Origin of the sequence: uncultured Campylobacter sp., from assembly GCF_938039205.1 — a bacterium.
Classification (GTDB): Bacteria; Campylobacterota; Campylobacteria; order Campylobacterales; family Campylobacteraceae; genus Campylobacter_A.
Genome location: NZ_CALHVM010000056.1, coordinates 59,276 through 84,652, shown reverse-complemented (window position 1 = coordinate 84,652; position 25,377 = coordinate 59,276). Strand labels below are relative to the sequence as shown.

Genomic DNA, 25,377 nt, shown 5'->3' with positions numbered 1-25,377 from the left:
CTTACGTTTTCTTTATTTTTTTATCGCGCATTACCGCATTTGCGTTTTTTATTTGGCGTTTAGAGACGTCAAATTTAGCCTAGTCAAGCCTTTTTAGCTCGATTTTTATGCACCTATCCTGCACGAAATTTATCCCGTTTTCGCGCGCGATCGCTCCCGCCGCATCGTTTGTTATACCAAGCTGCAACCACAGCGTTTTTACGCATTTTTTGACGGCGTCCTTTACTAGCTCGCTAGCAAATTCGCCTTTTCTAAACATCACTGCGACGTCTATATCTTGGTCTATTTCCATCAAATTTCTATAGACCTTGCGTCCTAAAATTTCATCAAATTTTGGATAAACAGGAAATACGTTAAATCCGCGCTTGATGAGAAATTTCGCAACCTCGTTGCTAGGCTTGCTCTCATCAGGACTAAGGCCCACGACCGCGATATTTTTAGCGTCGGATAAAATTTGCCCTAGATCGCTAGGCATTTTTACCCTTTAAAAGCACGCCGCACTCGATATGAGTAGTATTTGCAAACTGATCAAACACGGCAAATTTGACCGCCTCGTGCGTCGCGGCAAGCTGCGTTAGATCGCGCTTTAGGCTCTGCGGCGAACAGGAGATATAGATGATATTTTCGTAGTTTTTAATGAAATTTATCACGCTCTCATCAAGCCCCGCGCGCGGCGGATCAACCAAAACGTGCGAGAAATCGTAGCTAAAGATATCAAGCTCTCTTAGACGGTTAAACTCACGCTCGCGCCTAAACGCGCTCATCAGCTCCTCGGCGCTCATTCGCAAAAATTTAATGTTATCTACGCCGTTTAGTTCGCAGTTTTTGAGCGCATTTGCGATTGAGCTTTTGGATATTTCGGTCGCCAAAACACGCTTGAATTTTTCAGCTAGTGGGACGGTAAAGTTGCCGTGTCCGCAGTAAAGTTCAAGTAGATCCACACCGTGCTCTACACACCCCTTCACCCATGCGATCATCTTTTCGTTTACGGCGGTGTTTGGCTGGATAAAAGCTCCGTCGCCGAATGTAAATTTGTAAATTTTACCGCCGATATTTAGGCGGTCCTCTAAATTTAGCTCGCCGCTTAATAGCTTTTGCCCCTTTGCTCTCGCCGCTATCGTTACGCTCAGATCGGCAAATTTGCGCACTAGGCTCTCTATCTCGCTCTGTTCGGTTTCGCCTAGGCGCTTATGATAGAGCAGCGTCGCTAGTATCCCGCTCGCGCACGAAATAAACTCGGCACCAAAGAGTCTCTCTTTTAAAATTTGATTTTTCGCAAGCGCCTCAAGCAAACGCGGCATCAAATTTGCGATAGGAGCGGCTACTTTCGGGCACTCATCTATCATGACGCGCCTGGTTTTAGCGCCGTACATCGTAAATCTAAGCTCCTCGCCGTCACGCCAGACTCCAAACTCCGCTCTGGTGCGGTAAGCAACACTCTGCGAGGCGAAAAACTCAAATTCGCCGCTATAAAACGGCTCAAACTCACGCCTTATAAACTCGGTTTTAAATTTAACCTGTTCCTCGTAAGGCATATCAAGAGTGCAACTACCGCACTCTCCTAAAAATTTGCAAAATTTATCGGGCAAATTTAAACCCTTTGCCCGACGAATCTAACAACTAAAGCCGTCACTAAAAGCCCCAAAGGAAGCACTATCCAGATGCTTAGGCCAAGCGCGGTCGGGAAGTATCCCGCAAAAATGCTGATCGCGCAAACTGCAAGCGCATAAGGCATCTGCGTCTGGACGTGGTCGATGTGGTTACACCCTGCGCCCATAGACGAAAGTATCGTAGTATCCGAGATCGGAGAGCAGTGGTCGCCAAATATCGCGCCCGTTAGAACGGCTGAGATATTTACTATCATATAAGCGTGCAAGGCGTCGCCCTCTAGTCCGCTGTGCATGCCCACCGCGCTAGCTAGCGGTATCGCAAGCGGCATCAAAATGCCCATCGTGCCGTAGCTGGTGCCGGTAGAAAAGCTGATAAACGAACCCAGTATAAAAATCGCCGCCGGAAGGACGATCTTTGGGGTAGACTGCGAAAGTAGATCGACTAGGTAGCGAGATGTGCCAAGCTCCTTGATAACCGAGCTAAGCGACCACGCAAGAAGCAGGATGATAATCGTAGTTATCATGGTTTTCCAGCCCTTACCCCATGTTTCTATCGCCTCGCGAATGGTCAAAATTTTTCTATAAACGGCCATAAATATCGCCACCACGGTAGCTAGCAAAGCCGACTGAAATAGCGCCACGGACGCATCGGCAGCGCCGAACGTAGCTTGAAATGTATGGAACGTAAGCGGATGAGCCTTCGCGCTCTCAAGAGCCTCGCCCTCAAGCGCACCCAGACCGCTAAAGTAAAAGCTAACGAACGCGCCCAAAATAAGCACCAAAAGCGGAATAACGGCGTTTGAGCTTTGTAGTTTTATATTTTCTTTAGGCTCTAGCGTCTTGTCCTCTACGTCCTCGATCATGGCTCCGCCGCGTCTAGGGTGCAGTTCGCCCGCTCTAGCTCTGCGCTCGGCTTTTAGCATACCTGCAAACTCGCGCCCCATAAACGCGGTGCAAACGATGAAAAATAGCATGAAAAGGTTGTAAAATCTATACGGCATCGTCTCGACGAATATACTAAAAGCGTTTACGTTTGTTATGCCGATAAGCTCGTAACCTTGTTTGATCAGCGAGATCTCAAGTCCAACCCAAGTCGAGATGACGGCTAGACCAGCGATCGGAGCGGCGGTTGCGTCGATGATAAAGGCTAGTTTTTCGCGAGAGACTTTAAATTTGTCCGTTATCGGGCGCATGATAGGGCCCACAATGAGGGAGTTTGCGTAGTCGTCGAAAAAGACAAAAAGTCCCATCACCCAGGTTGAAATTTGAGCCGAAACGCCTGTTTTAGCCTTTTTGCTCAGCCATATCGCCACTGCCTTGGTTCCGCCCATTTTGGTGATGAGCGCGACCACGCCGCCGATACAAAGCACCTGAAGCACGATGCCCGCGTTCCAGCTATCGGCTAGCGAGCCCACGACCCTTTTTACGATGTCAGTAAAGCCCTTTACGAAGGTCATCGGGATGCTTGAATCGATGACGTTTATGAGAAACGTTCCGCTAAAAACGCCGATAAAAAGCGACAAAACGACGTCTTTGGTGATAAACGCCAAAACTATCGCCACCACGGGCGGTATGAGCGTCCAAAAGCCGAAAATTTCGGCATTTTTTTTCGCTACTTCGGGATCTACGGCTAGCGCCAAGATCGGCAAAAGCGACAAAAATAAAATCTTTTTCATCAAAAACTCCTTTTTGTTTTTCGTCGGTTTAATCAAATTTTCCGCCCCGTGTGCGGTCGGTCGGTATTTAAGGCATAAATTTAGCTAAAAGCGGCTTAAATTTTTGTTTTAAATTTGCTTATTGGTTAAAAAATTTAGCTCTTTATTAAAATTTTATGTTAAAAATGAAGCTTTTGTGGAAATTTTGTTTAAAACTGCGCTCGGTGGCAAATTTTAAATTTGGTCATGATTTAAATTTTGCAGGGAATTTTGAAACTCTGGTTTGTTGATCGAATTTTGTATTTAATGCGCGGAGTGTTATTTGCATAAAAAGGTAAATTTACGATATCTGCTTAAAACCGCACGGATTCAAAGCATTATTAAGCTCGCCGCTCAAAATTTAATATTAGGCGTCAATTTTGGGTTAAATTTGATAAAAGAGTCAAATTTAACCCAAAAATCCACAAATTTAACAACAAAAGCCTACTTTTTCTCTATAAAAAGCCCGGCCCAAGTCTGCTGCGTCGCCATCGCCTCGACGACGTTGATGTTTACGCGGTGAGGCATATTTAGGCAGTTTAGCACTATCTGCGCGATATCCTCAGCAGTTATGTACTCCACGCCCTCGTAAACTGCGTCGGCTTTAGCCTTATCTCCGCCGAAGCGAACCTCGCTAAACTCGGTCTTGCAGATACCTGGAGCTATCTCGGTCACGCGTATGCCGGTGCCGCGGATGTCGTTACGCAGATTTCTACTAAACTGCTTCACAAACGCCTTGCTAGCGCCATAAACGTGACTGCCCGGATACGGCCATGCGCCCGCGGTTGAGCCTAGATTAAAGATATAGCCGCTCTTTCGCGCGATCATGAGGGGCAAAACGGCCTTGGTCGAGTATAAAAAGCCTTTGATATTAGTATCGACCATCGTCTCAAAGTCCTCGATGCTAGTCTCTGCCACGCCTTCAAGTCCCAGCGCTAGGCCTGCGTTATTTACGAGCACTTCGATATCGCGAAACTCCTGCGGCAAATTTGCCACACCGTCAAAAACCGCCTTTTTATCGCGGATATCTGCGACGATGATGTGGGTATTTCCAAGCTCTTTTGCCAAGGCTTCGAGCCTTTCCTTACGGCGAGCGAGCGCTACGATCTTGTAGCCTTCACGGCTGAGCACCCTAGCTATCGCCTCGCCAAAACCCGAAGTAGCTCCAGTAATAAAAGCCGTTCCTTTCATATCTTTCTCCTTATTCGGTGATCAAATTTGACTCAAGCCCCATCGCCCTTAGATACTGTGCGTTGATCTCTTTTTTACCGATGATCGCGTAGTCTAGGGCGTTTAGTCCGTTATCATCCACTGCCTGCGCGTCCGCGCCGTTATCTATCAAAAGCTGCAAAATTTCCACGTCAGCCGCCCCCGCGGCGCTCATCAGCACGCTTTTTGACGCCTCATCAAAGTCGCAGAGCTTCACGAAGCTTGGTAGTTGGACGCTTAAATTTGCGCTATATGCAAGCTTGGTGCTCATGTCTATCAGCCTTTTGTTTACCAAAGCTCCGTTTTCAAGCAGAAATTTGACCAAATTTATGTCGTTTAGCTGCACGGCCTTAAAAAGCGGAGTGACGCCGAGCAGGTTTGCATAGTTTACGTCCGCACCGCTAGAAACCAGGAGCTTTACGTTATTTAAATTTTTAAGCGCGAAAAATAGCGAACTCTCAAAGCCGTAGTTTAAATTTACCCCCGCGCGCAAAAACTCTTTTATCACGTCCTCGCTTTTTTCGTAAAGAAGCGCGGCGTTAAAGGCGTTTTGCAGCGAGCTTTGCGAGACGGCGCCCGAATATATCGCCTCATTGATGCCGTATTTTGTAAAGGTCGGGTCGCTAACCTTTCTCGCAAACTCGTCCATATCGCCATTTTGCAGAGTCGCGGCGGCAAATTTTAAAAACTCGTTTGCAACCTTTGAAGCGTAATAAATCGCGCTGCCTTCGTCTATCTTAAAATTTGATTTGTAGTAGTTTACGAGCGGCTCAAGCGCGGCGTTGTAGTCTTTGTTAAAGTCCTTAAAAACCGTGAAGTTACTTAAACTTTGATGTCCCCAGTAGCGAAGCCTGGCTCTATTTTGTGCTACGAGTTTTTCGTATTCGTCGGGACTTTCTAGCTCTTTGGCGTAAATTTCAGGTGCATAGGAGGCTTTTAAAATCTTAAATTTAAACTCGTTTAAATTCTTAGTCGCTAAATTTCCAACGCAAGCAAGGCTTTCGGAGCGGATATTTTGCGCTACCGAGAGTAAAATTTGAACCTCTTTTAGCCCCAAGATAGAGTCGTTGCAGTTTGGCTCAAATCCTCCCGAAAAGGTTAAATTTTGCGAGAAAAATCGCTGCTTATCAACCAAAGCGTCATCACAGCTAAAGCTAGCAAAAACAAAAGAAAATGACAAAAATATCGGCAAAATAAATCTCATCGCATGCCTTAATATCTTTTTATTTTGATAATTCTACCAAAAAATAATTTGGTAAAAATAAATTTACCGCTCGTTAAAGCAAACATCAGCAAACGCGGCTTTTAGCTTCTCGTAAAGCGGAGTAAATGGAACGCCGTTTACGCGCACCTCGGCGATGGAGGTGATGAAATTTGTATCGCCGCTCCAGCGCGGCACTAGGTGATAGTGCACGTGCTCTGCGATACCCGCACCCCCTGCTTTGCCCAGATTCATCCCGATATTTACGCCAGCCGCATTTAACTCGCGTTTTAAAGTTTTCACGCCCTCGCGCACGTAGGCGCTCATCTCCATCCAGGTCTGCTCATCTAGGCTTTCGATATTATCGGTATGCACGTAGGGTATCACCATAAAGTGCCCGGGCGTATACGGGTAGAGATTCATAATCCCAAAACACCGCTTTGCGCGAAACAAAACACCAGTCTGCGCGTCTTTTTCTGGATGATTTACGACGTTGCAAAAGACGCAGCCCTGCTCCTTTTTACTAAAATATTCGCTCCTCCACGGTGCGCAAATGTGCTCCATCTCAGCCCTCCTTTACGGTTTTTACGGCTTTTGCCAAGCCCTCTTGCCTCATAAAATGCTCGCCTATCAAAAACGCGTCGGCTCCTTGAGCGTGAAGCTCTTTTAGCTGCGAGTGCTCATAGATACCGCTTTCAGCGACTATGACACTTGCATTTTTTATTTTAGAAAACAGCTTCTCGCAAAGGCTCATATCCATCTCAAATGTGCTTAAATTTCGGTGATTTACCCCGACTATCTTTGCGCATGCGAAATTTGACTTTTCTACATCCTCCTCGTCGTGCGTCTCGACCAAGGCCTCAAGTCCCAAAGAGCGCGCGTAATCAAGCAGCCGCTTTAGCTCACCCACACCAAGAGCCTTTGCGATAAGCAAGATAAAATCGGCTCCATAAACGAGCGCTTCTAAAATTTGATACTCGTCTACGATAAAATCCTTGCGAAGTAGCGGCAGCGAGCTTTCGCGTCTGATAGCAGCTAGATACTCTAAATTTCCTTTAAAAAAATGCGGCTCGGTTAGAACCGAGATAGCGTTTGCGCCGCCTTTTTCATACTCTTTGGCTATCTCTACGGGCGCAAAATTTGACCTTATTAGTCCCTTGCTAGGGCTTGCCTTTTTGACCTCGGCGATGATGCGATACGGCTCGTCTGCGCTGCTTTTTAGCGATTTTACCGCGTCTTTTATCTCGCGCGGATTTTTCGCCGCGAGCTCTTGCAGCTTTTCAAAAGGCGTTTGCGACTTTCGCAGCGCCAAGTCATCTTTCGTTCGTTCGATTATCTGATCCAATATCATTTTTTACCCTTTTTTAGGCACTCTTTGATAGAGTTTATGTGCTCTTTGCCCTCGGGCGAATTTACAAATTCCTCGTCGTGCAGGATTTGTTGCATTATCTCGTCAGCCTTTTTGCACTCGCCTAGCTTATAGTATCCCCACGCTAGCGAATCTAGATAAAACACCGAACCCGGCTCTAGCTCGAGGGCTCTATTTACCAGCTCTACCCCTTTTTTCGCGTCTATATCGTGGTCGATGAGTAGGTAGCCGTAGTAGTTTAGATATAGCGCATTATTTAGCTTTACGGCTGATTTTTCAAAGTTATTTATGACTTGCTTTAGACTATCTTTATCTATCTTTTTGGTTTGTTTGTTTGTGTCTCTTTCATATTGGTATATCGCCATTTTGGCTTGATATTCGAGATTAAAGCTCTTATCAAAGGCTTCCTGCGCCTTTTTATACGCTTTGCCAAAATCCCCGGTCGCGGCGTAAAGATCCATCAGCGCATCGTCGTTGTAGGAGTATTTTTGCAAAAATTTGATCGCAGCGTCGTAGTTTTTTTGATAGACGTAGACGCCAAGCGCTTTTTCTAGATATATCTTTTCTTTCGTCGCTTCAAAAAGACTCTCGTAAACATCGATCATATCAGAGTAGCGGCCGTCCTGCGCGTAGATATCTACTAGCGCCGTGCAGGTCTCTACCTCGCAGCCGTCGATTCGGCGTGAGCTCTCCAGATGCCTGATCGCCTCTTTTTTGTCGTTCATTTTATTGTATAAAAGATCGACTATGCGTAGCAGATTCTCAACGCTCCTATCTAGCTCATATGCGCGCTCAAGCTCGCCTAGAGCGGCTTTGTTATCGTTTTGCATCGAGTAAACAGCAGAGAGCATGACGTGATTTTTAGAGACGTCCTCTTTTTTGACGAGCTCTTTCATTATCTTTGCGGCTTCGTCTAGTTTGTTTTCGCTCATCAAATTTGCGCCCTGTATGCGAAGCACGTCCACGTCGTCTTTTAACACCTTTTGGCTGAGCGCTAAAATGCTTTTAAAATTTACGTTTTTAGAAAAAAACGCGAGTCTGAGCGCCTCTTTTAGATAGTCCGTGTTTTTAGTTTTTTCGTAAAGCTGCTCGTAAAGCTCGGTCGCCTCGTCGTGCCTAGCGTTTTCCACCGCCAAAAGCGCCTTGATAACGTACAAATTCTCATCAAAGCCGTCTTTGGCGGTAGCAAAACAAACAAGCAAGGCCGCCAATATAAATTTTAAAATCGCCTTATTCCCGCGCATTCTTTCTCCAATTCATTGATTTTATCCTTAAAATAGTCCCAAAACGGAAAGGTGCGGCACTGGCTCGGTCGAAAGTCGTAAACCGAGCAGTTTTTTGCCGTTTCGTCAAAAAAAACGCACGCAAACCCGCCGTCGTAGGGCTTTTCTTTGAGGCTAAATTTATATCCGAATTTATCTAAAAATCGCGATCTAAACTCATCCTCACTCATTTTTAGATGCTGCGCCAATGACGAGATTTCCGCGGAGCTTATCCATATATAGCCGCTCTCGCCAGTGCAGCATTTGCCGCCGCACAGCTCGCACTTGCTAGCGTCAAATTCATAACCAAAGCCGCTTTGTCTTAGCAAATTCACTCCGCCGCATCCTTGCTTTGCGTATTTGCCGCGGCAAAAATTTCAGCCGCCTTTTTACTATAAACGCCGCCTTCAAAAACAAAAATCGGCGGTAAAATTTGAGTCAAAGATTTTGAGCTTTTTTTAGCCTCGATTAGCACCAAATTTGCCGCGCCGTCCGCTTTTGGATGCACGAAGCAAAGCCTAGTAAGCGTAAATTTAAATTCGCTCAAACAAAGCAAAATTTCAGATATACGCTTAGCGTCGTAGCAAAAGCTAAAAACTCCGCGCGGCTTTAGCAGCGAATTTGCGCTACCCACAAGCTCGCTAAGCGGCAAATTTTCACTATATCTAGCGGTGCGAAGGTGCTCGTTCTCGCTTTTTTTCGCGCCGTCGTGGTAAAAGGGCGGGTTTGAGACGATGAGATTATATCTTTTTTCACTCTTAAATTTAGCAAAATCAGACGTTATAAACTCGGCTTCAAGCCCGTTTTGGCTAGCGTTTGCGGCGGCCAAATTTACGTTAGCTTCTAAAATATCAAGTAAGCTAAGCGAAATTTTAGGAAAATCGCGCTTTAAAAGCAGCCCCAAAACCCCGCTACCGCAACCAACCTCTAGCACCTCGCCGCACACTCCGCCCTCACGGATAAAGTCATACAAAAACATCGTGTCGCTGTTGTAGCGGTAGCCGTTTTTGGGCTGAGTGATTATCATCTATATACCTTGATGATAAATCCTTGCTTATCTTGAGAAGTGATGATGTCGTTACTGTACGATATACGCGAAAAGTCGCCAAATTCATCTTTTATCATCTCGCCGGCAACCTTGGCGCGCTCTTTGCCGATACCGAAATTTGCATATGAGTTGATCTTTTCTAGCTCGTCTTGCGGGATCACTTTTGCCGCTTTTGACGTGGCGATAAAGTTACCTCGGCTCACTATCGGCGTGATCTCGAAATAATAATTTGAATTATAACTCTGCAAAAAGTCGCTTACCTTGTTTTTGCAAACTTGCGTCGGCCTGTCTGAGCCCGCGCTCATATCAGAACACTCGACCGAGGCGATGAAAACAACTTTTTTAGGCACTTCGGCTCTAAAATTTAGCTGGATTATCTTTTTTAGATTTTCATTTTCGCTCATCAGCTCTTCGTTTTTGGTTAGTATCTGCGCCACTTCGCCCTTTGCGATGTTTTTTTGTGTACTTGTTTTAGCTAAATTTTCCTTCGTATCGCTTAAATCTTTAGCTCCGTCTTGTATCTGTTTTCTTAGAGTCGCGAGCTCTGCGTCTTTTTGCGTCAAAAGCTCATTTAGAGCATCTAGTTGCTCTTTGTTTTCCTTGGCTGTTTTGATGTCGTTTTCAACTAAAGTCGTGATTTTGTTATTTAAAATTTTATAGTTTTGGATATTTTTTTTACCAGCGGCGATCTCGTCCTCTAGCAGTTCTTTTTGGATATTTAGCGACTCGTTTAGCTCTGCAACCTTAGCTTCCGCATTTTGCAGTGAACTATCTTTTTGCGAAATTTGATCTTCCAACTCGTAGATTTTAGCCTTTAGTTCGGATACGTTTCGCTCAGTCTCTTGGCGCTCGTTTTCGAGCTGATTTTTTAGCTTTTCAAGCTCGGTTTTATATATAGCCTCGTTTTGTTCAATCTCTTTTTCAAATCCTTGTTTTTCTTTCTCGAGCTTTGCGGCCAACTCTTTATTAGTCGCGTTTAGCTCATCATTTATCGCTTTTAGCTTAGCTTTTGACTCGGCTTTTTTATTTGCATTCTCCAGGCTTGCTTCAAGCTCGCTGATTTTTTTTCTGTCCGCGTTTTGCTCTTTTTCTAGAGCCTCTATCCTGCTTTTGGATAAATTTTGAGCATTTAGCGCCTGAGCGTTATACTCGCTAGCGATCCTTTTTATCTCGCTATCTTTTAGGCCCAGCTCGTTTGCGAGCCTAGCATTTTCGCTCTTTAGTTTTGCAGTCTCTTCGTTTGCCGTTCTTAGTTCGCTTTCAAATTTAGCCTTACTAGATAGCGCTTCGCTTTTTAGCTCGTCGTTTTGGGCCTCGAGCCGTTTTAGAGCATTTTGACTTTCGCTTTGCGTTTTGGCGCTTGATTTGTCAAATTCACTCTGCTTTTTCTCGAGCTCGGTTTTTAGAGCTTTGATCTCGCTACGAAGAGAAGTCAAATTTTGCTCTAAATTTTTATTTTTTTCGTTTTCTTCTTGCGCTTTGGCTAGTTTTTTATTTAGCTCGTCGATCGCGCTTATACGCTGTTTGTCATTAGCGCTGGCGGCTTGTTTTCGCCTGGTTTCCAGTTCGGCTTTTTGATCGCTTAAGATATTTGAGATTTCTAGATTTTTGCTCACTAGATCGACGTTATCGTCATAGAGTAGCTTATTTTGAGCGCGCAGGACGCGGATTTGCTCTTTTAGCTCGTCCTCGTCGCCTAAAATAGGCGCGTCCGTATAATTTGCGTCCAAATTTTTAGTATACTTTTCCTGCGGCAAAGCTTGACTTGGGATAGCCGAATTTGTCTCATTCGTAGTACTTGCGCCCTCATTTTTAGGCGCTTCTTCGACGTTCATTATTTGCACGGCGAGTTCCGTAGACTTTGCAGACGGTTTTGCAAACTCGAAATACAAATAGTACCCGCCCAGCGTGAGCAAACAACCGCAGATAAAAAATAAAACTAAATTTAACGCTCTCAACTCTATTTTTCCTTGATGTCTTGGATTACCTTATGCGCATGATTTAACGCGAGTACGATCGAGCCGCCGTTTTTTAGCACGATGTCGCCGCCGATATATAGGCCGGGCACGCTGCTTTCATAGTGCTCGTTTACGACAGGATCTTTGTCTGCGTCGAGCTCAACTCCGCATTTTTGTAGAAAATCCACCGGAGTCGAGCCGCCGATAGCGTAGACGACCCTGTCGTAGACTCTGATTTTTCCGTTTGAAAAGTGCACTCTAACGCGTCCTGATTCATTTTCGATCTCGGCGATATCGTGATTTAATCGCACTTTTAGCTTATTTGCTTTTTCTAGTTCCCACAGCGCCGTTACGTTTACGTCGTTTACGCGGCTAAATTTATCCTTACGGTACGCCAGCGTAGTTTTGTTGTATTGGCATAGCTCGATGGCGTACTCTACGGCCGAGTTACCGCCGCCTACTACGAGGACTTTTTCGCCGCTAGAACAGGAGTTTAGGTTAAAATTTATAACATTATTTAGCGAAGGTGGGATCTTGTAGTCCGGTTTATTCGGGCGTCCCATTTTACCGATACTTATCATCACGTTTTTGGCTTGATAGTCGCCCTTTGCGGTGTGCACGAAAAACAAACCGTCCTTTTTCTTTACGCTTTCGACCTCGGAGTTAAACACGGCCTCGATCTTTTCCTCGTCTAGCAGCTTATCAAAATAATCAAGCGTGCTCTCCTTTGTACCGTCCTCAAAGGATACGATGCCGTGGATGGTGCTGTCTTGACCTTTATACTCTTTATCCACGCGCTTATTGTCTTTGTAAAATTTTCTTATAGTTTGGCTGTGGTTGTCGCCCTTTTCGAGAAGCAAAACTTTTTTTAATCCATTGGCTCTCGCCTCTACGACGGTCGCGATGCCGCAAGGGCCGCCGCCTATCACGATAATGTCGTAAACATCGCTCATTGATTCTCTCCGATTTGATAATTTTTCATTAATGTAGCGAAAATTGTATTAAATTTTAAGAAATTCGCGAAATTTGGGATAAATTTGATTTAAAAAAGACAAAAACAGTCAAATTTGGAAGGAAAAAGTCGAGCAGGAGCAAATTTAGCTCATATAAATTTGGTAAATTTGAGAGTCAAATTTGAAGCGCATTAAATTTAAGAGCGCAAATTTCATCAAATTTACGCCCGCTAAAGCTAAATTTTCTTTAAAAACTCGGCGATTAAAAACGCAAGTTCTAGCGACTGATCGGCGTTTAGGCGCGGATCGCACTGCGTCTCGTATCTGTGAGCTAGATCGTCCTCGTTTAGCTTAAACGACCCGCCCGTGCACTCAGTCACATCCTGACCCGTCATCTCTAGATGCACGCCGCCAGCATGCGTGCCCTCGGCTCGATGTATCTCGAAAAAGCTTTGCACTTCGGCTAGGATTTTATCAAATTCGCGCGTCTTGTAGCCGTTTGCCGCCTTTATCGTATTGCCATGCATCGGGTCGATGCTGTAAACGATATTTAGCCCTTCGCGTTTTACTTCGCGTAGGATTTTCGGTAACCGCTCGCCGATTTTATCCGCGCCCATTCTGATTATCACATTTAGTCTACCCGCTTCGTTTTGCGGATTTAGCGCATTTGCGAGCGCGATGACGTCCTGCGCGGTTGCGTTTGGTCCGATCTTTACGCCTAGAGGATTATGAACGCCGCTTAGAAAATGCACGTGAGCGTCGTTTACGCCGCGCGTGCGCTCGCCGATCCAAAGCATATGCGCCGAGCAGTCGTACCAGTCGCCGGTGAGGCTATCCTCTCTAGTTAGCGCCTCCTCGTACGGCAGCAAAAGCGCCTCGTGTGAGGTGTAGACCTTAGTTTCGCTAAGCGCAGGAGTATTTGAGGCGTTTATGCCGCAAGCTCCCATAAACGCTAGGGTTTGGCTCAGCTGTCTGGCTAGCTCGCCGTATTTAGCGTCAAGCTCGGGCTTTTTGATAAAGCCTAGGTTCCAGCGATTTACCTCGTGCAGATCGGCTAGACCGCCGCGAGAAAAGGCACGAAGCAGGTTCATCGTGGATGCGCTTTGATAATACGCCTCGATCATGCGGTTTGGATCGGGCACGCGAGCCTCGGCATTAAATTCAAAACCGTTTATGATGTCGCCGCGGTAGCTCGGTAGCTTTACGCCGCCTTGTTCCTCGTAGTCCGAGCTTCTAGGCTTGGCAAACTGACCCGCCACGCGCCCTACTTTTACGACAGGGCAGCGTCCGGCAAACGTCAAAACGATCGCCATTTGCAGCATCACTTTAAACATATCGCGGATATTTACGGCGTTAAAATTTGAAAAACTCTCCGCGCAGTCGCCCCCTTGTAGCAAAAATGCCTCGCCGCTACAAACTTTAGCAAGGTCTTGCTTTAGGTTTCTAGCCTCGCCGGCAAAAACTAGCGGCGGCATCGTCTTTAGCTTGTCCTCGGCCTTTTTTAGCAAGACCTCGTCGGGGTAGCTTGGCTGCTGCAAGATATTAAATTTTCTCCACGAATCTCTACTCCACATCTTTAAACCTTTTTTAAAAATAACCCCGATTCTAGCTAAAAGAACTTTTATTACAGATAAAATTTTAAATTTTAGCCCCAAATTTGCCCTCGCTGCGCATTTTTGAGTCACATAAGCTTTGATTAACGACAAATAAATATAATTTCGCCAAAAAAGCGGAAAAATGCAAGACAAAAATCAAACCAAAATCGGCTTCATCTACGGCCTGTCGGTCTTTATGATCTGGGGCGTTTTTCCTATTTATTTTAAACAACTCAGCGCGCTTTCGGCCACCGAGATCGTCGCTCACCGTATCGTTTGGTCGGTGCTGCTTTTGTTTTTGCTACTCAAATTTGGCCGCAAACTAGGCGCTGCGGAGAAAATTTTAAGCGACAAAAAAACCACGTTTTGGCTATTTGTCACGGGGCTTCTCATCGCCGCAAACTGGTGGATCTACGTCTACGCCGTAAATATCGGTAAGATCGTAGAAACCAGCCTAGGATACTTCATAAATCCTCTCGTAAATATGCTCCTTGGCGTGCTGATTTTAAAAGAAAAGCTATCGCGCGCGGGCAAATTTGCTGTCGGCATAGTCTTTGTCGCTATCGGAGTGCAAATTTACGACGCGGGCGGCCTACCTATCATCTCTATTATTTTGCCTATCACGTTTGGATTTTATTCGCTCATTAGAAAGCGCCTTAGCGTGCCCTCTTTAGAAGGGCTTTTCGTCGAAACCGCACTCATAGCTCCTATCGCGCTCGTTGCGCTATTTTTTGTAGCCGCTAGCGGGCAAAACCACTTTAGCTTTTCGTGGTTCGGGCTTTTGATAGCTCTTTGCGGACCTGCGACCGTCGTGCCGCTTTTGCTTTTTAACTCGGCGGCTACTAGGCTAAATTTGAGCACGATCGGCTACCTGCAGTATATCTCGCCTTCGATGCAGCTTTTGCTTGCCGTTTTTTACTACGGCGAGCAAGTTAGCGCGCTCAAAGCGCTGTCGTTTTTGCTGATCTGGAGCGCGCTTGCGGTGGTTAGCTTTAGCGCGATTTATAGTAAAAAAAGCAAAATTTCAGTATAACCGCAAATTTAAATCAAAAAAGGAAAAAAATAATGTCATCTATCGCATTTTACGCCATCATCTGCGTCATAGCCGCGCTCGTGCTCTACGCGCAGATACAAAAGCTAACGAGAAAGATCGACGAGAACGGCACTCTAGCAAACAGCTCCCCCGAGGCCGCGCGTCAAATTTCGGTGCAAAAGTACAAGGATTTTTGCGAGATCATTAACGGCGAGCTAAGAGAACTAAAGATGAAAGCACTCTACGACGACGCCCTAAAAAACGAGGATCTCAAAGAAAAATTTTTAGAAAGTCTAAGTGAGATGAGCAAGAAGCTAACGTTTATCGAAACGATGAACACCGCTAGAAACCCCGACAAATGGGAAAGTGAGCTCTTTGAGGTGCTTAGCCGCCTAGACGATCTCGTTACTGAAAATTTCAAAGACGGCGAGCGCGCGGGCGACGAGATTAGAGAGCGTCTGGGCGCGGAGTTTAGCAAGCTGCAAAATTAAACCTTAAGTAAAAACGGGGTAATATCGCTTTTTTGATTTAACTCTATCTTTCTAAGGAAAAAACGGATGAGCTATACCAAAAAAGACCTCGTAACCGCTGCAAATTTAAACAAAGACGAAATTTACCATTTCCTAAATTTAGCCAAGGAGTTTAAGGCGTTAAATAACTCCGAGACCAAGAAAGCAAAGTCGCTCTACGGCAAAACGACCGTAAACGCCTTTTTCGAAAACTCGACTAGGACGCGAACGAGCTTTGAGATCGCGGCTAAGCGCCTCGGAGCCGACGCTATAAATTTCACCGCCTCAAGCTCCAGCACCAAAAAGGGCGAAACACTCATCGATACCGTCCACAACATCGTCGCGATGAAAACGGATATCGTAGTCGTGCGCCACTACAGCTCGGGCGCGGCTAAATTTATCGCCGAAAACACGGACGCTCACGTCGTAAACGCCGGCGACGGACTCAACGAACACCCTAGCCAAGCGCTGCTTGATCTCTTTACTATACTGGAAAATCGTGGCAGTCTAGAAAATCTCACGGTCGCCATCATCGGCGATATCTTTCACAGCCGCGTAGCTCGCTCAAACATCTACGTCCTAAAAACGCTCGGAGCCAAGGTTAAGCTCTTTGGCCCGCCGATGTTTTTAACGGGTATGGAGGCTTTCGGCTGTCAAATTTGCACCGATATGCAAGTGGCGATCGAGGACTCGGACGTCATCATTATGCTACGTATCCAGCTCGAGCGTCAGGATGACGAGATAGCGTTTCCGTCCGTGCGCGAATACTCCAAATTTTTCGGCCTAACCCAAGCCAAAATGAAATACGCCAAAGATGGCGTCATGATCCTGCACCCGGGCCCGATAAACCGCGGTGTCGAGATAAACTCCGACGTAGCCGATGATCCGCGCTACTCGCATGTGCTAAATCAGGTCGAAAACGGCGTCGCCGTCAGGATGGCGATCCTAGATACTCTCATCAAAAACAAAGGCGCAAAATGAAAACTCTCATCAAAAACGGCACGATCGTAAATCATAACGGCTCGAAAAAAGCAAACGTCCTGATAGAGGGCGACAAGATCGCTCTCATCACCGCGGACGAACCGGCAGCCGATAAAGTAATAGACGCTAGCGACAAGCTCGTGATGCCGGGTCTAATCGATATGCACGTGCATTTTCGCGATCCCGGCCTTGAGTACAAAGACGACATAAACACGGGCTCCGAGACCGCAGTCGCCGGCGGCGTAACCACCTGCTGCCCGATGGCAAATACAAATCCCGTAAACGACAACGCCGTCGTCACGCGCGATATGGTAGCTAAAGCTAGAGCCCGCGGCCTCATCGATCTGCTACCAATCGGTGCGATAACGAGCAAGATGGACGGCAAAAAGTGCGTGGAGATGGGCGATATGACGCAGGCGGGCGCAGTGGCGTTTAGCGACGACGGTTTGCCCGTAGCCAGCAGCGACGTGATGAGATACGCGCTTGAGTACTCAAAGCACTTCGGTAGCTTCGTCATCAACCACTCCCAGGACTGCTCGCTATGCCGCGGCGGCCACATGAACGAGGGCCGTGTCTCGGCGATACTAGGCATCAAAGGCATGCCGCGCGAGCAAGAAGAGATCATGGTCTCGCGCGATCTACTGCTAGCCAAGCTAACGGGCGGCCACATCCACATCGCGCACGTTAGCTCCGAGTGGTCGCTAAAGCTCATCGCACAGGCTCGCGCAGCCGGCATAAACGTGACCTGCGAGGCGACGCCGCACCATTTTACCTACACCGAGGACGAGCTGCTGGGCTACGATACGAATTTTAAAATGTCGCCGCCGCTTCGCACGAAATCAGACGTAGAGGCGATCAGAGACGGCCTAAAAAGTGGCCTCATCGACGTCATCGTGACCGACCACGCCCCGCACCACAACGACGAGAAATTTTTAGAATTTGACAAGGCGCCTTTTGGAATACTCGGCCTACAAACACTCGTGCCTATGACGCTAGATTTGGTAAACGACGGCGTGATAAGTATCGAGCAGATGGCGGCTCTGACGTCCTATAATGCGGCTAAAATTTTAAAACTAAAGGACAAGGGAGTGATCGCGGAGGGCTACCTCGCCGACATCGCGATAATCGATCCAAATTTCAAGTATCTATACGACAAAAACCTAAATAAATCAAAATCCCAAAACTCCCCGCTGCTAGGCAAAATGCTAAAAGGAGCGGCGGTAATCACGATAAAAAGCGGCAAAACGGTGTTTGAGTTTCCAAACGTAGTGGCGTAGAATATTTAGATTTATTATGCTAAAATTATAAAAGGGTATGGAAAAATAATTTGGAATGCGAATCGTATTCGGTGGTAAGTCAATTACAATCTAATCCTATTTATTCCATACCCCTTTTCGTTTTTAGGTATACACTTGGACATAAGAAAACTAAATTCACTAGAAGCTATAGCAAAAAGTTTTAATACCAATATTGGCTTTCTGGGATTTATGAAAGAGCCAGACAACACAAAAACTCAAAGTGATTATTTTAAGCTACTAAAGCTAAAGAAAAAGAACAAAAAATTTTCAACAAGCTTTAGAGAAGTATTAAAAATTAATGAACCTTTTAATGTTTTTTATAAAGAATTGCTAAATGAGTTAGAAAAAATTATATACAGCGATTATGACAAGTATATTTCACAATATGCACATGGTTTTTTAAGGGGTAAAAATACAGTATCAAATTCAAAAGAGCATCTTAATAAATATTACCTATATAAATTTGATATTGAAGACTTTTTTATATCAATTAAAAAAGAAAGTATTGAAAATATTTTTATTAAGATTGGCTACGAAAAGCAAGCTGCCGAACTATTTTCAAATCTATGCACATATAATAATGCATTAAAAGAAGGCTTAAATACAAGTCCGTTATTAGCAAATTTATTTTGCTATGAATTGGATGCAGACATAATATCCTCGATAGCTAAAAATGTTGTTTATACTAGATACGGGGACGACATTACTTTTTCTTCAGATGAAAATAATTTTATAAAAGCAGATGATTTGCAAAAAATACTAAACAAATATAATCTTAAGCTAAACAAACAAAAAACTTTATTTGCAATACAAGGGCAACCACAATATGTTACTGGACTAAGTATCTCAAACAGAGAATATCCAAGAGTGCCCAAAAGACTAAAAAGAAAAGTTAGACAAAAATTATATTATATGAATAAATTTTTTGGGAGTAATTCAGAAGAGGAATTACTAAAAAGATTATATGGAGAAATTGCATATATAATTGGAATAGAAAAGGATTTAGGAGAAAAATATAAAAAAACTTTTTTGGAAATTCTAAAAAATAATAATTGTACAATAGATAATGCATCGGCTAAAACTTTCAAGGTAACTACAGCCAAACGTATCTTTCATTATATAGATGAAAGCGAAATTATAATTAACGCAGATAAACAGTATTTAGCAATATGTGTGGTTTCCATAATTGGCGATTCAGATAAGAAAAAAAATATTCAAAAATTATACGATCTAAAAAATAGCTTTCTGATAGATGCCAGAGATGAGTTTATAGAGAAAGAAGGTCTTTTCCACTATACAAGCGATAATACAGAGATAAAAATCAAAGTCCAAGATTTATTAAGAGGGCTAGAATACGAAGCTTTTATCATTTTTGATAAATTTAATAAAAAAGTAGCCAAAGAAGAATACCAAGAGTTGTACTATAACCTATTTAGTAAAGTTTTTAACAAAATACTATTGAATCGTTTTGGAGATGCAAATAATTATATATGCTATGAAGAGAACAGTAAAATATCAACAAACAAATTAAGTAGTTACTTGCGTAACGAAAAACATTCTACAAAATTTCAAATAGAAAAAATATCTAAAGAAGACATTCTATCAACTCTACCAGATTATATCTTAGGAACCTTTTGTAGCCTTGCCAAAGAGGAAAAATTAATAGAAAAAATAGAAGATCAAAAATACCCATTTACATTAAGAAATTTAAATAAATTATCAAGTAAAATAAGACTAATTGTAGATAATAATAATAAAATATACTACTCAAGGCAAAATAAAAATAAAAATGATTTTTTGAAAATCAATAAAAACATAATGAATTAAAAAGCTTTTATAATTAGAGTATCGCGAGCTATTTTGCAATATAACAAAACAGCTCGCAACTACCAGTCAAACCCTCACGCGTCCTTGCCATTTATCGCGTATGCCGACCGTAAAAACACGTCCGTGCCAGATAACAGCGCGCTCTCGTCAAAGTCAAATGCGCCGTTGTGATGCCCAGCGGCGAGCTTGGTGCCGATCATCAGGTAGCCGCTCTTGCCGCCTGCTTTTTGCACGGCGTGCATAAAGTGTGCGAAGTCCTCGCAAGCGCCGAAATTTAGATCCCGCACGATGAGCTCATCTTTGATAAAAGGCGACTGGCGCGCGGCGCGCTCGTAGATGTCCGTGATCTCCTCGCTACTGTCGCCGCCGCTCGTGCCACCGGCTAGCTTCACGTCGTACTGCACGCCGTACATCTGCGCGACGCCTGCGACGATGTCCATGCATTTTTGAAACATAAATTCATTTAGCTCGGTCGTTTCGCCGCGCGTTTCGCAGGCTATGTAGCCGTTTGGCGCGATGACGTTTCGTCCCTCGCCCGCTCGCAAAACGCCCACGTTTATACGCGTAACTCCGTCGGCATGGCGCGTGATGCCGTGCATGGCTAGAGCCGCCTGAGCTGCCGCTAGCAGCGCGTTTGCCCCCTCCTGCGGAGCGCCCGCCGCGTGAGCCGATCTACCAGTGAAATTTACGTCAAATTTCGACGTCGCAAGAAGCTTGTTCGTACCGCAGATGATGCCGCCGCTAGTCTTTGCCTGAAAGCCGATATGACCGCCTAGTAGGTAGTCCACGCCCTCTAGCACGCCCGCTTGCTCCATCGGCACGGCGCCTCTCGTGCCCTCCTCGGCGGTTTGAAATATAAATCTAAATTTACCCTTAAAATCATCTAAATTTTGCGCGATGAGTTTAGCCATCGCTAGGCCGATCGTGATGTGTCCATCGTGCCCGCAGGCGTGCGTGATGCCGTCTATATCGGCTCTAAAGCCCTCTTTAAACGGTCTGTGCGCCTCATCCTTACTCTCGGTCACATCCACGCCGTCGATGTCGAATCTAAACGCAAGCGTCTTGCCCGGCCTACCCGTATCAATCTCGGCCACCACGCCCGTGAGCCCATCTTCCATCACGGGTAAAAACTCGCGCTCGTCGGCGCTTAGCAGGCTTTTTGCGCGTTCTAGATATTTTTCTTTATCTTTTTCGCTACCAAGACCCGCTCTAGCTTCGGGCTTCATTATCTCGCGTCCCATTTTTAGGCTATAGCCGAGTTTTTTTAGTTCGCTAGCGATCTTTGCCGTCGTAAAAAACGTGAAAAATCCAGTCTCGGGATGTGAGTGAAAAAACCGCCTATTTTTCACCATTTCGTCTTTTAGCGCTTCGACTTTTGCTCCTATTGCGTCCATTTTTGCTCCTTAAATTTAGAATTTTTATTATTTTTCTTAAAGATATATTATACATCAAGATTAATTTTAAAAGCTTAAATTTGAGCCGAATAATGATAATTTTAATGCTGATTTTTGCAAGCCGGCTTGTTTGGCGTAAATTTGATTAAATTTACTTTTTCTTGCCGTGGATATTTCGGTCGGTTTTAAAACTGTAATTTGCGCCAAAGCGGTACGTGTTTGGCGAGCTAGGCAGTAAAATTTGGGCGTTAAAATTTGAGTTCAAATTTAAAATGTCGTCAAATTTGAACTCAAATTTACAAAACGAGACAAAAAAGCAAATTTGACTTCAGCCACCGTGCTAAAAACTCAAATTTGCCCCTTAAGCAACCTATTTTAAGCTATTTTTTAGCTTCATTATTCGCTCGTAGGATTCCTCGATGCGCTCTTTTGGTATCTGCTTGGCGCCCACTGCATCCACGACCAGCTGCGTGACGAGCTCCGCAGTCCTGCGCCCGTCTATCTTGTAGTCGCTAAAGAGCATCACGTCGCCGCCTGCGTTGATAAAGTTTATCACCTTTTCTTGCAGCGTAAAGTCCTTTAGTCCGCCCATGAGCATGTCGTCGCTGATGACTACGCCGTCAAATTTTAGCTCGCCGCGCAGCAAGCCGTCGATGATCGCCGGCGAGAGCGAGGCCGGCAGCTCAGAGTCGCGCTGCATGAGGTAGATGTGGCCGACCATTATCATCTTGGCTTCGTTTTTGCGAACCGCGTCAAAATACGGCTTAAGCTCGGCATAGTCGAATTTTTCGATCACGACCTTTGCCGTGTGGCTGTCGGCCTCGACGTTGCCGTGGCCCGGGAAGTGCTTCATCGCAGCTATCACGCCGCGGGACTGCGAGGCTCTCATAAACTCGCTCGCATACAGCGAAACCTCGTCTATATCGGCGCTAAACGCCCTGCCGCGCGAGCCGATGATGGTGGATTTTGGATTTAGCACATCGACTACGGGAGCGAAATTTACGTTTACGCCGACGTCTTTTAGCTGCTGCGCCATCTTGCCGTAAAGCTCGCCCGCAGCGCCCAGATCAAGCGTTTTTGCCACTTTTTGCGCCGAGATAAAGGTCTCAAAATCTTCTTTATCCTTAAATCTCGTGACCCGTCCGCCCTCCTCGTCGATAGCGATAAAAATGCCCTCTTGCGCCTCTTTAAATGCGCTTGTTAGCGCCGTGAGGTTCTTTTTGTCCGAGATATTTTTACCCAGCAGCATTACGCCTCCAAAACGCTGATATTTAGCCTCTGAAACAGCTTCTTTGGCGGTTTTAGGATCAGAGCCGTTGAAGCCGACCATTATCATTTGAGCTATCATTTTGCGAAGTGTCGGCTTTTCTTGCATTTGCGGCGCGGCATTTAGCGCAGTCGGTAAACCCGCCAAAAATAGCGCCGAAAAAAGTGCGGCTATAAATTTTTTCATACTTTTCCTTTTTTTGTTTTTGTGGATTTTACACTATTTTAGATAAATTTAAGGAATTTGGGTGAGGTTTTGAGCAAGCTGATGCGACAATACAACAAAATTGAAAATATATAAATTTGTTGTAAGTAAGAAAAATTTTTTGCACAAATTGTCTCTTGAGGATATTTGACAATATTTTCTTTAGTTGACGTTTTTTATAGCCAGTATGGACATTTTATTGTTTTTCATTTTTTCTAGCTAAAAACGGCAAAAGTCAAGTAGGCAAATAATCTAGTCAAATTTAACGTTTTCAAATTTTACGGCACACAAAAATATGAAAAATTAGTTCAGAAATAGACAAATAACAGCCTCGCAAGCCAAATTTACATCCACAGCAATACGCCGTAAAATACTCAGTTTTAGTCAAATTTTATTTCTTGCTCAGCAAATCTCTCAAGCTTTCCTGTACATCTTTACCGCGCAGCATCGCCGCAACCTCGTTTACTATCGGCGTATAGATGCCCTTACCGGCGGCGATCTTTTCTATCGCGTACGAGGTATCCACACCCTCGGCGACTTCGCCTAGATCGTTTAGGATTTTGTTAAGGCTCTCATTTTTAGCAAGCCCCAGACCCACGCGGTAGTTGCGCGATAGTACGGACGAAGCCGTGAGAAACAGATCGCCCGCGCCGCTAAGCCCCAAAAAGGTCTGCTGTTGCGCGCCGAAATACTCGCCAAACCTCGCCATCTCGACAAGTCCGCGCGAGATGAGGCTGGCGCGAGCGCTGTTGCCAAGCCCGAGCCCGTCGCAGATACCGCCTGCGATGGCGATGACGTTTTTGTATGCGCCTGCGATCTCAGCTCCGATAACGTCGCTACTGGCGTAGGCTTTGATATTTTGCGGGAAAAGCGCTGAAATCTCGCGGGCAATGGCTTCGTTTTTGGAGTTTATCACGAGCGCGCACGGAAGGTCATTTTGTATCTCTTTAGCAAAGCTCGGACCCGACAGAAAGGCTAAATTTGCCGCATCTACATGCTGCTCGTAAATCTCGTCTAAAAATCGTAAACTCGAAGTCTCAATACCTTTTGAGGCGACCAAAATTTTCTGTCCAAAGTTTTTAAAATGCTCTTTTAGCCAACCGCTAACGGACTGCGAAGGTATGGCAACGACGAGCAGATCGCACTTTAGCGCCTCCTCTAGGCCTACAAAATGCGCGCCTTCAAGCTGCCTACGCGAGCTAATGACGCAGTCGTTTTTTTGCGAAAGCGCATGAAAAAGCGCGCTGCCCCACTTTCCCGCTCCGATGATGGCTATTTTCATTTTTTCTCTTTTTTGTAATTTACGTTTATTTTAGCTAAATTTAACCGGCCCGCTCGCAAGACAAAACTTACTTTTGTGAAAATTAAACGGATTAAATTTGACCACACCGCCAAATAACGTCAAAATAGCGGCGCACGCAAAATTTAACCTAATTTTTCTTTTAAAAGCTCATTTACTTTTGCTGGGTTAAACGCGCCTTTACCCTCTTTCATCGTCTGACCGACGAAAAATCCAAAAAGCTTATCCTTGCCGCTTTTATACTCGGCGACCTTATCGGCGTTCGCGCTTAAAATTTGATCTATTATTGCTACGATAGCCGAGTCGTCGCTGACTTGTTTTAATCCCAATTTTTCGATGACGGCGTCTACGCTACCCTCGTTTTCCATAAGATAGTCAAGCACCTCTTTTGCCGCCTTAGCGCTTATCGTACCGTCTTCTATGCGGCGTAAAAGCTCTATCATTTTAGTTGAATTTACTGGCGATGTCTCGATCGTAGCACCGTTTTTTAGACGACCCAAAAGCTCAACGATGAGCCATGTAACAGCCAGTTTCGGCGATATTTTTGCTTCCACGAGCTCTTCGAAATACTTCGCCGTCTCCACGCTGCTAGTTAAAATCAGCGCGTCGTCCTCTTTGACGCCAAGCTCGCGTCCGTATCTAGCAACCTTTTGTTCGGCAAGCTCGGGGATCTTGATTGCTTCGTTATACATCTCCTCCGGGATCTCGACGGGCAACAGATCAGGATCGGGGAAATATCTATACTCGGCGCTATCTTCCTTGCCTCGCATAGAGCGCGTAACTAAATTTACGGTATCAAAAAGGCGCGTTTCTTGATAAACTTCCTCGTCGTATTTACCGTCTTCCCACGCCGCGCTTTGACGCTCGACCTCATAGTCGATCGCTTTTTGGATAAATCTAAACGAGTTTAAATTTTTAATCTCGACGCGCGTATAAAGCTTGCTGTCGCCTTTTGGACGGATGCTTACGTTAGCGTCGCAGCGGAAGCTTCCTTCCTGCATATTAGCATCGCTGATGTTTAAAAATCTCAAAATCGAGTGCAGTTTTTTTAGATATGCAACCGCCTCGTCGGAGCTGCGCAGATCAGGCTCGCTTACGATCTCAAGCAGCGGTGTGCCAGCACGGTTTAGATCGACTAGACTCTGTCCGCTCTCGTGAATGTTTTTGCCCGCGTCCTCCTCAAGGTGCGCGCGAGTGATACCGATGCGTTTTTTCTCGCCGTTTACGTCGATAAAAAGCTCGCCTTTTTCCACTATCGGTATCTCAAACTGCGAAATTTGATAAGCTTTTGGAAGGTCTGGGTAAAAGTAATTTTTACGGTTAAAAACCGAGCGTTTATTTATAGTCGCATTTACCGCCGCGCCGAAGCTTATCGCCTTTCTCACGGCTTCTTTGTTTAGCACCGGCAAAGATCCGGGTAACGCCAGGCAGGTCGGACAAACGTGCGTATTTGCCTCATCGCCAAAGCTCGTGGAGCAAGAGCAGAAAATTTTAGTTTTTGTATTAAGCTGAGTGTGAACCTCAAGCCCGATAACGACTTCAAACATAATTTGCCTTTTATTTAAAATTTAGGGCTTATTTTAGCAGGATTTTTATTTAAGTTAGATAAAAAGAAGGGGTTGCGCCCGCCGATTTTTAGCGTATTTTAGCTGGCGGACGCGTAAA

22 protein-coding genes are annotated in these 25,377 nt (G+C 45.1%); 5 read left to right on the top strand and 17 right to left on the bottom strand.

Annotation, left to right across the window (positions count from 1 at the left end; genetic code table 11):
• Positions 1–79: 79 nt before the first annotated feature.
• The 13 genes from Q0394_RS08280 to Q0394_RS08220 all read right to left on the bottom strand — a co-directional run bounded on the left by Q0394_RS08280 (position 80) and on the right by Q0394_RS08220 (position 13,878).
• The gene (locus tag Q0394_RS08280; protein ID WP_298946725.1) at positions 80–475 is read right to left on the bottom strand and encodes a CoA-binding protein; all 396 of its coding nucleotides are present in this window, start codon (positions 473–475) and stop codon (positions 80–82) included.
• On the bottom strand, positions 468–1,589 hold the full coding sequence (gene trmA, locus Q0394_RS08275; RefSeq protein ID WP_298946723.1) for a tRNA (uridine(54)-C5)-methyltransferase TrmA: 1,122 nt from the start codon (positions 1,587–1,589) through the stop codon (positions 468–470). The genes Q0394_RS08280 and trmA overlap by 8 nt, the downstream gene beginning before the upstream one ends.
• 2 nt (positions 1,590–1,591) lie before the next feature.
• Positions 1,592–3,286, bottom strand: a complete 1,695-nt coding sequence (locus Q0394_RS08270; RefSeq protein WP_298946721.1) for a Na+/H+ antiporter NhaC family protein — start codon at positions 3,284–3,286, stop codon at positions 1,592–1,594.
• A 462-nt stretch (positions 3,287–3,748) separates the two neighbouring features.
• Positions 3,749–4,495, bottom strand: a complete 747-nt coding sequence (locus Q0394_RS08265) for an SDR family NAD(P)-dependent oxidoreductase (protein WP_298946719.1) — start codon at positions 4,493–4,495, stop codon at positions 3,749–3,751.
• 10 nt (positions 4,496–4,505) lie between these two features.
• On the bottom strand, positions 4,506–5,717 hold the full coding sequence (locus Q0394_RS08260) for an ankyrin repeat domain-containing protein (protein WP_298946717.1): 1,212 nt from the start codon (positions 5,715–5,717) through the stop codon (positions 4,506–4,508).
• Positions 5,718–5,780: 63 nt separating this feature from the next.
• A complete protein-coding gene (locus tag Q0394_RS08255; RefSeq protein ID WP_298946715.1) occupies positions 5,781–6,278 on the bottom strand; it encodes an HIT domain-containing protein in 498 nt (165 codons plus the stop codon).
• Between the two features lies 1 nt (position 6,279).
• Positions 6,280–7,065, bottom strand: coding sequence for an indole-3-glycerol phosphate synthase TrpC (gene trpC, locus Q0394_RS08250; protein WP_298946714.1), 786 nt, complete (start codon positions 7,063–7,065; stop codon positions 6,280–6,282).
• Entirely contained in the window at positions 7,062–8,327 is a 1,266-nt protein-coding gene (locus Q0394_RS08245) for a hypothetical protein (RefSeq protein ID WP_298946712.1), read from the bottom strand. The genes trpC and Q0394_RS08245 overlap by 4 nt, the downstream gene beginning before the upstream one ends.
• On the bottom strand, positions 8,303–8,680 hold the full coding sequence (locus tag Q0394_RS08240; RefSeq protein ID WP_298791654.1) for a YkgJ family cysteine cluster protein: 378 nt from the start codon (positions 8,678–8,680) through the stop codon (positions 8,303–8,305). The genes Q0394_RS08245 and Q0394_RS08240 overlap by 25 nt, the downstream gene beginning before the upstream one ends.
• On the bottom strand, positions 8,677–9,372 hold the full coding sequence (locus Q0394_RS08235; RefSeq protein WP_298791655.1) for a methyltransferase: 696 nt from the start codon (positions 9,370–9,372) through the stop codon (positions 8,677–8,679). Before Q0394_RS08235 ends, Q0394_RS08240 begins: the two co-directional genes overlap by 4 nt.
• Positions 9,369–11,351, bottom strand: a complete 1,983-nt coding sequence (locus Q0394_RS08230; RefSeq protein WP_298946710.1) for a vesicular transport factor Uso1p — start codon at positions 11,349–11,351, stop codon at positions 9,369–9,371. The genes Q0394_RS08235 and Q0394_RS08230 overlap by 4 nt, the downstream gene beginning before the upstream one ends.
• 2 nt (positions 11,352–11,353) lie before the next feature.
• Positions 11,354–12,304: an NAD(P)-binding domain-containing protein gene (locus Q0394_RS08225; RefSeq protein WP_298946708.1), complete on the bottom strand. Its 951-nt coding sequence runs from the start codon at positions 12,302–12,304 to the stop codon at positions 11,354–11,356.
• Between the two features lie 236 nt (positions 12,305–12,540).
• A complete protein-coding gene (locus tag Q0394_RS08220; protein ID WP_298946707.1) occupies positions 12,541–13,878 on the bottom strand; it encodes a class II 3-deoxy-7-phosphoheptulonate synthase in 1,338 nt (445 codons plus the stop codon).
• Positions 13,879–14,041: 163 nt separating this feature from the next.
• On the opposite strand from Q0394_RS08220, the gene rarD reads away from it, so the two are divergent.
• From rarD to Q0394_RS08195, 5 genes are all read left to right on the top strand, one after another.
• Positions 14,042–14,932, top strand: coding sequence for an EamA family transporter RarD (gene rarD, locus Q0394_RS08215; protein ID WP_298946706.1), 891 nt, complete (start codon positions 14,042–14,044; stop codon positions 14,930–14,932).
• A gap of 32 nt (positions 14,933–14,964) precedes the next feature.
• Positions 14,965–15,423 carry a hypothetical protein gene (locus Q0394_RS08210; protein WP_298946705.1) on the top strand — a complete coding sequence of 153 codons (459 nt, stop codon included), beginning with the start codon at positions 14,965–14,967 and terminating at the stop codon, positions 15,421–15,423.
• Between the two features lie 66 nt (positions 15,424–15,489).
• Positions 15,490–16,422 (top strand): aspartate carbamoyltransferase catalytic subunit, encoded by a 933-nt coding sequence (locus tag Q0394_RS08205; RefSeq protein ID WP_298946703.1) that lies wholly within the window; start codon positions 15,490–15,492, stop codon positions 16,420–16,422.
• Positions 16,419–17,699, top strand: a complete 1,281-nt coding sequence (locus Q0394_RS08200) for a dihydroorotase (RefSeq protein WP_298946701.1) — start codon at positions 16,419–16,421, stop codon at positions 17,697–17,699. The genes Q0394_RS08205 and Q0394_RS08200 overlap by 4 nt, the downstream gene beginning before the upstream one ends.
• A gap of 135 nt (positions 17,700–17,834) precedes the next feature.
• Entirely contained in the window at positions 17,835–19,547 is a 1,713-nt protein-coding gene (locus Q0394_RS08195; RefSeq protein WP_298946698.1) for a reverse transcriptase family protein, read from the top strand.
• Positions 19,548–19,621: 74 nt separating this feature from the next.
• Here Q0394_RS08195 and Q0394_RS08190 read toward each other — a convergent pair whose 3' ends face one another.
• From Q0394_RS08190 to gatB, 4 genes are all read right to left on the bottom strand, one after another.
• On the bottom strand, positions 19,622–20,941 hold the full coding sequence (locus Q0394_RS08190; protein ID WP_298946696.1) for an amidohydrolase: 1,320 nt from the start codon (positions 20,939–20,941) through the stop codon (positions 19,622–19,624).
• A gap of 370 nt (positions 20,942–21,311) precedes the next feature.
• Positions 21,312–22,394 carry a glycoside hydrolase family 3 N-terminal domain-containing protein gene (locus tag Q0394_RS08185; protein ID WP_298946695.1) on the bottom strand — a complete coding sequence of 361 codons (1,083 nt, stop codon included), beginning with the start codon at positions 22,392–22,394 and terminating at the stop codon, positions 21,312–21,314.
• Positions 22,395–22,803: 409 nt separating this feature from the next.
• Complete coding sequence (locus Q0394_RS08180) at positions 22,804–23,694, bottom strand: NAD(P)H-dependent glycerol-3-phosphate dehydrogenase (RefSeq protein WP_298946693.1); 891 nt, start codon at positions 23,692–23,694, stop codon at positions 22,804–22,806.
• Between the two features lie 143 nt (positions 23,695–23,837).
• A complete protein-coding gene (gene gatB / locus Q0394_RS08175; protein WP_002953297.1) occupies positions 23,838–25,259 on the bottom strand; it encodes an Asp-tRNA(Asn)/Glu-tRNA(Gln) amidotransferase subunit GatB in 1,422 nt (473 codons plus the stop codon).
• Between the last annotated feature and the right edge of the window lie 118 nt (positions 25,260–25,377).

Bases quoted from the DNA above. Each gene is read 5' to 3' on its own strand.
- Q0394_RS08280 (WP_298946725.1), bottom strand. From the start codon at position 475: ATGCCTAGCGATCTAGGGCAAATTTTATCCGACGCTAAAAATATCGCG.
- Q0394_RS08270 (WP_298946721.1), bottom strand. From the start codon at position 3,286: ATGAAAAAGATTTTATTTTTGTCGCTTTTGCCGATCTTGGCGCTAGCC.
- Q0394_RS08265 (WP_298946719.1), bottom strand. From the start codon at position 4,495: ATGAAAGGAACGGCTTTTATTACTGGAGCTACTTCGGGTTTTGGCGAG.
- Q0394_RS08260 (WP_298946717.1), bottom strand. From the start codon at position 5,717: ATGAGATTTATTTTGCCGATATTTTTGTCATTTTCTTTTGTTTTTGCT.
- Q0394_RS08255 (WP_298946715.1), bottom strand. From the start codon at position 6,278: ATGGAGCACATTTGCGCACCGTGGAGGAGCGAATATTTTAGTAAAAAG.
- trpC (WP_298946714.1), bottom strand. From the start codon at position 7,065: ATGATATTGGATCAGATAATCGAACGAACGAAAGATGACTTGGCGCTG.
- Q0394_RS08245 (WP_298946712.1), bottom strand. From the start codon at position 8,327: ATGCGCGGGAATAAGGCGATTTTAAAATTTATATTGGCGGCCTTGCTT.
- Q0394_RS08235 (WP_298791655.1), bottom strand. From the start codon at position 9,372: ATGATAATCACTCAGCCCAAAAACGGCTACCGCTACAACAGCGACACG.
- Q0394_RS08225 (WP_298946708.1), bottom strand. From the start codon at position 12,304: ATGAGCGATGTTTACGACATTATCGTGATAGGCGGCGGCCCTTGCGGC.
- Q0394_RS08220 (WP_298946707.1), bottom strand. From the start codon at position 13,878: ATGTGGAGTAGAGATTCGTGGAGAAAATTTAATATCTTGCAGCAGCCA.
- rarD (WP_298946706.1), top strand. From the start codon at position 14,042: ATGCAAGACAAAAATCAAACCAAAATCGGCTTCATCTACGGCCTGTCG.
- Q0394_RS08210 (WP_298946705.1), top strand. From the start codon at position 14,965: ATGTCATCTATCGCATTTTACGCCATCATCTGCGTCATAGCCGCGCTC.
- Q0394_RS08205 (WP_298946703.1), top strand. From the start codon at position 15,490: ATGAGCTATACCAAAAAAGACCTCGTAACCGCTGCAAATTTAAACAAA.
- Q0394_RS08200 (WP_298946701.1), top strand. From the start codon at position 16,419: ATGAAAACTCTCATCAAAAACGGCACGATCGTAAATCATAACGGCTCG.
- Q0394_RS08190 (WP_298946696.1), bottom strand. From the start codon at position 20,941: ATGGACGCAATAGGAGCAAAAGTCGAAGCGCTAAAAGACGAAATGGTG.
- Q0394_RS08185 (WP_298946695.1), bottom strand. From the start codon at position 22,394: ATGAAAAAATTTATAGCCGCACTTTTTTCGGCGCTATTTTTGGCGGGT.
- Q0394_RS08180 (WP_298946693.1), bottom strand. From the start codon at position 23,694: ATGAAAATAGCCATCATCGGAGCGGGAAAGTGGGGCAGCGCGCTTTTT.
- gatB (WP_002953297.1), bottom strand. From the start codon at position 25,259: ATGTTTGAAGTCGTTATCGGGCTTGAGGTTCACACTCAGCTTAATACA.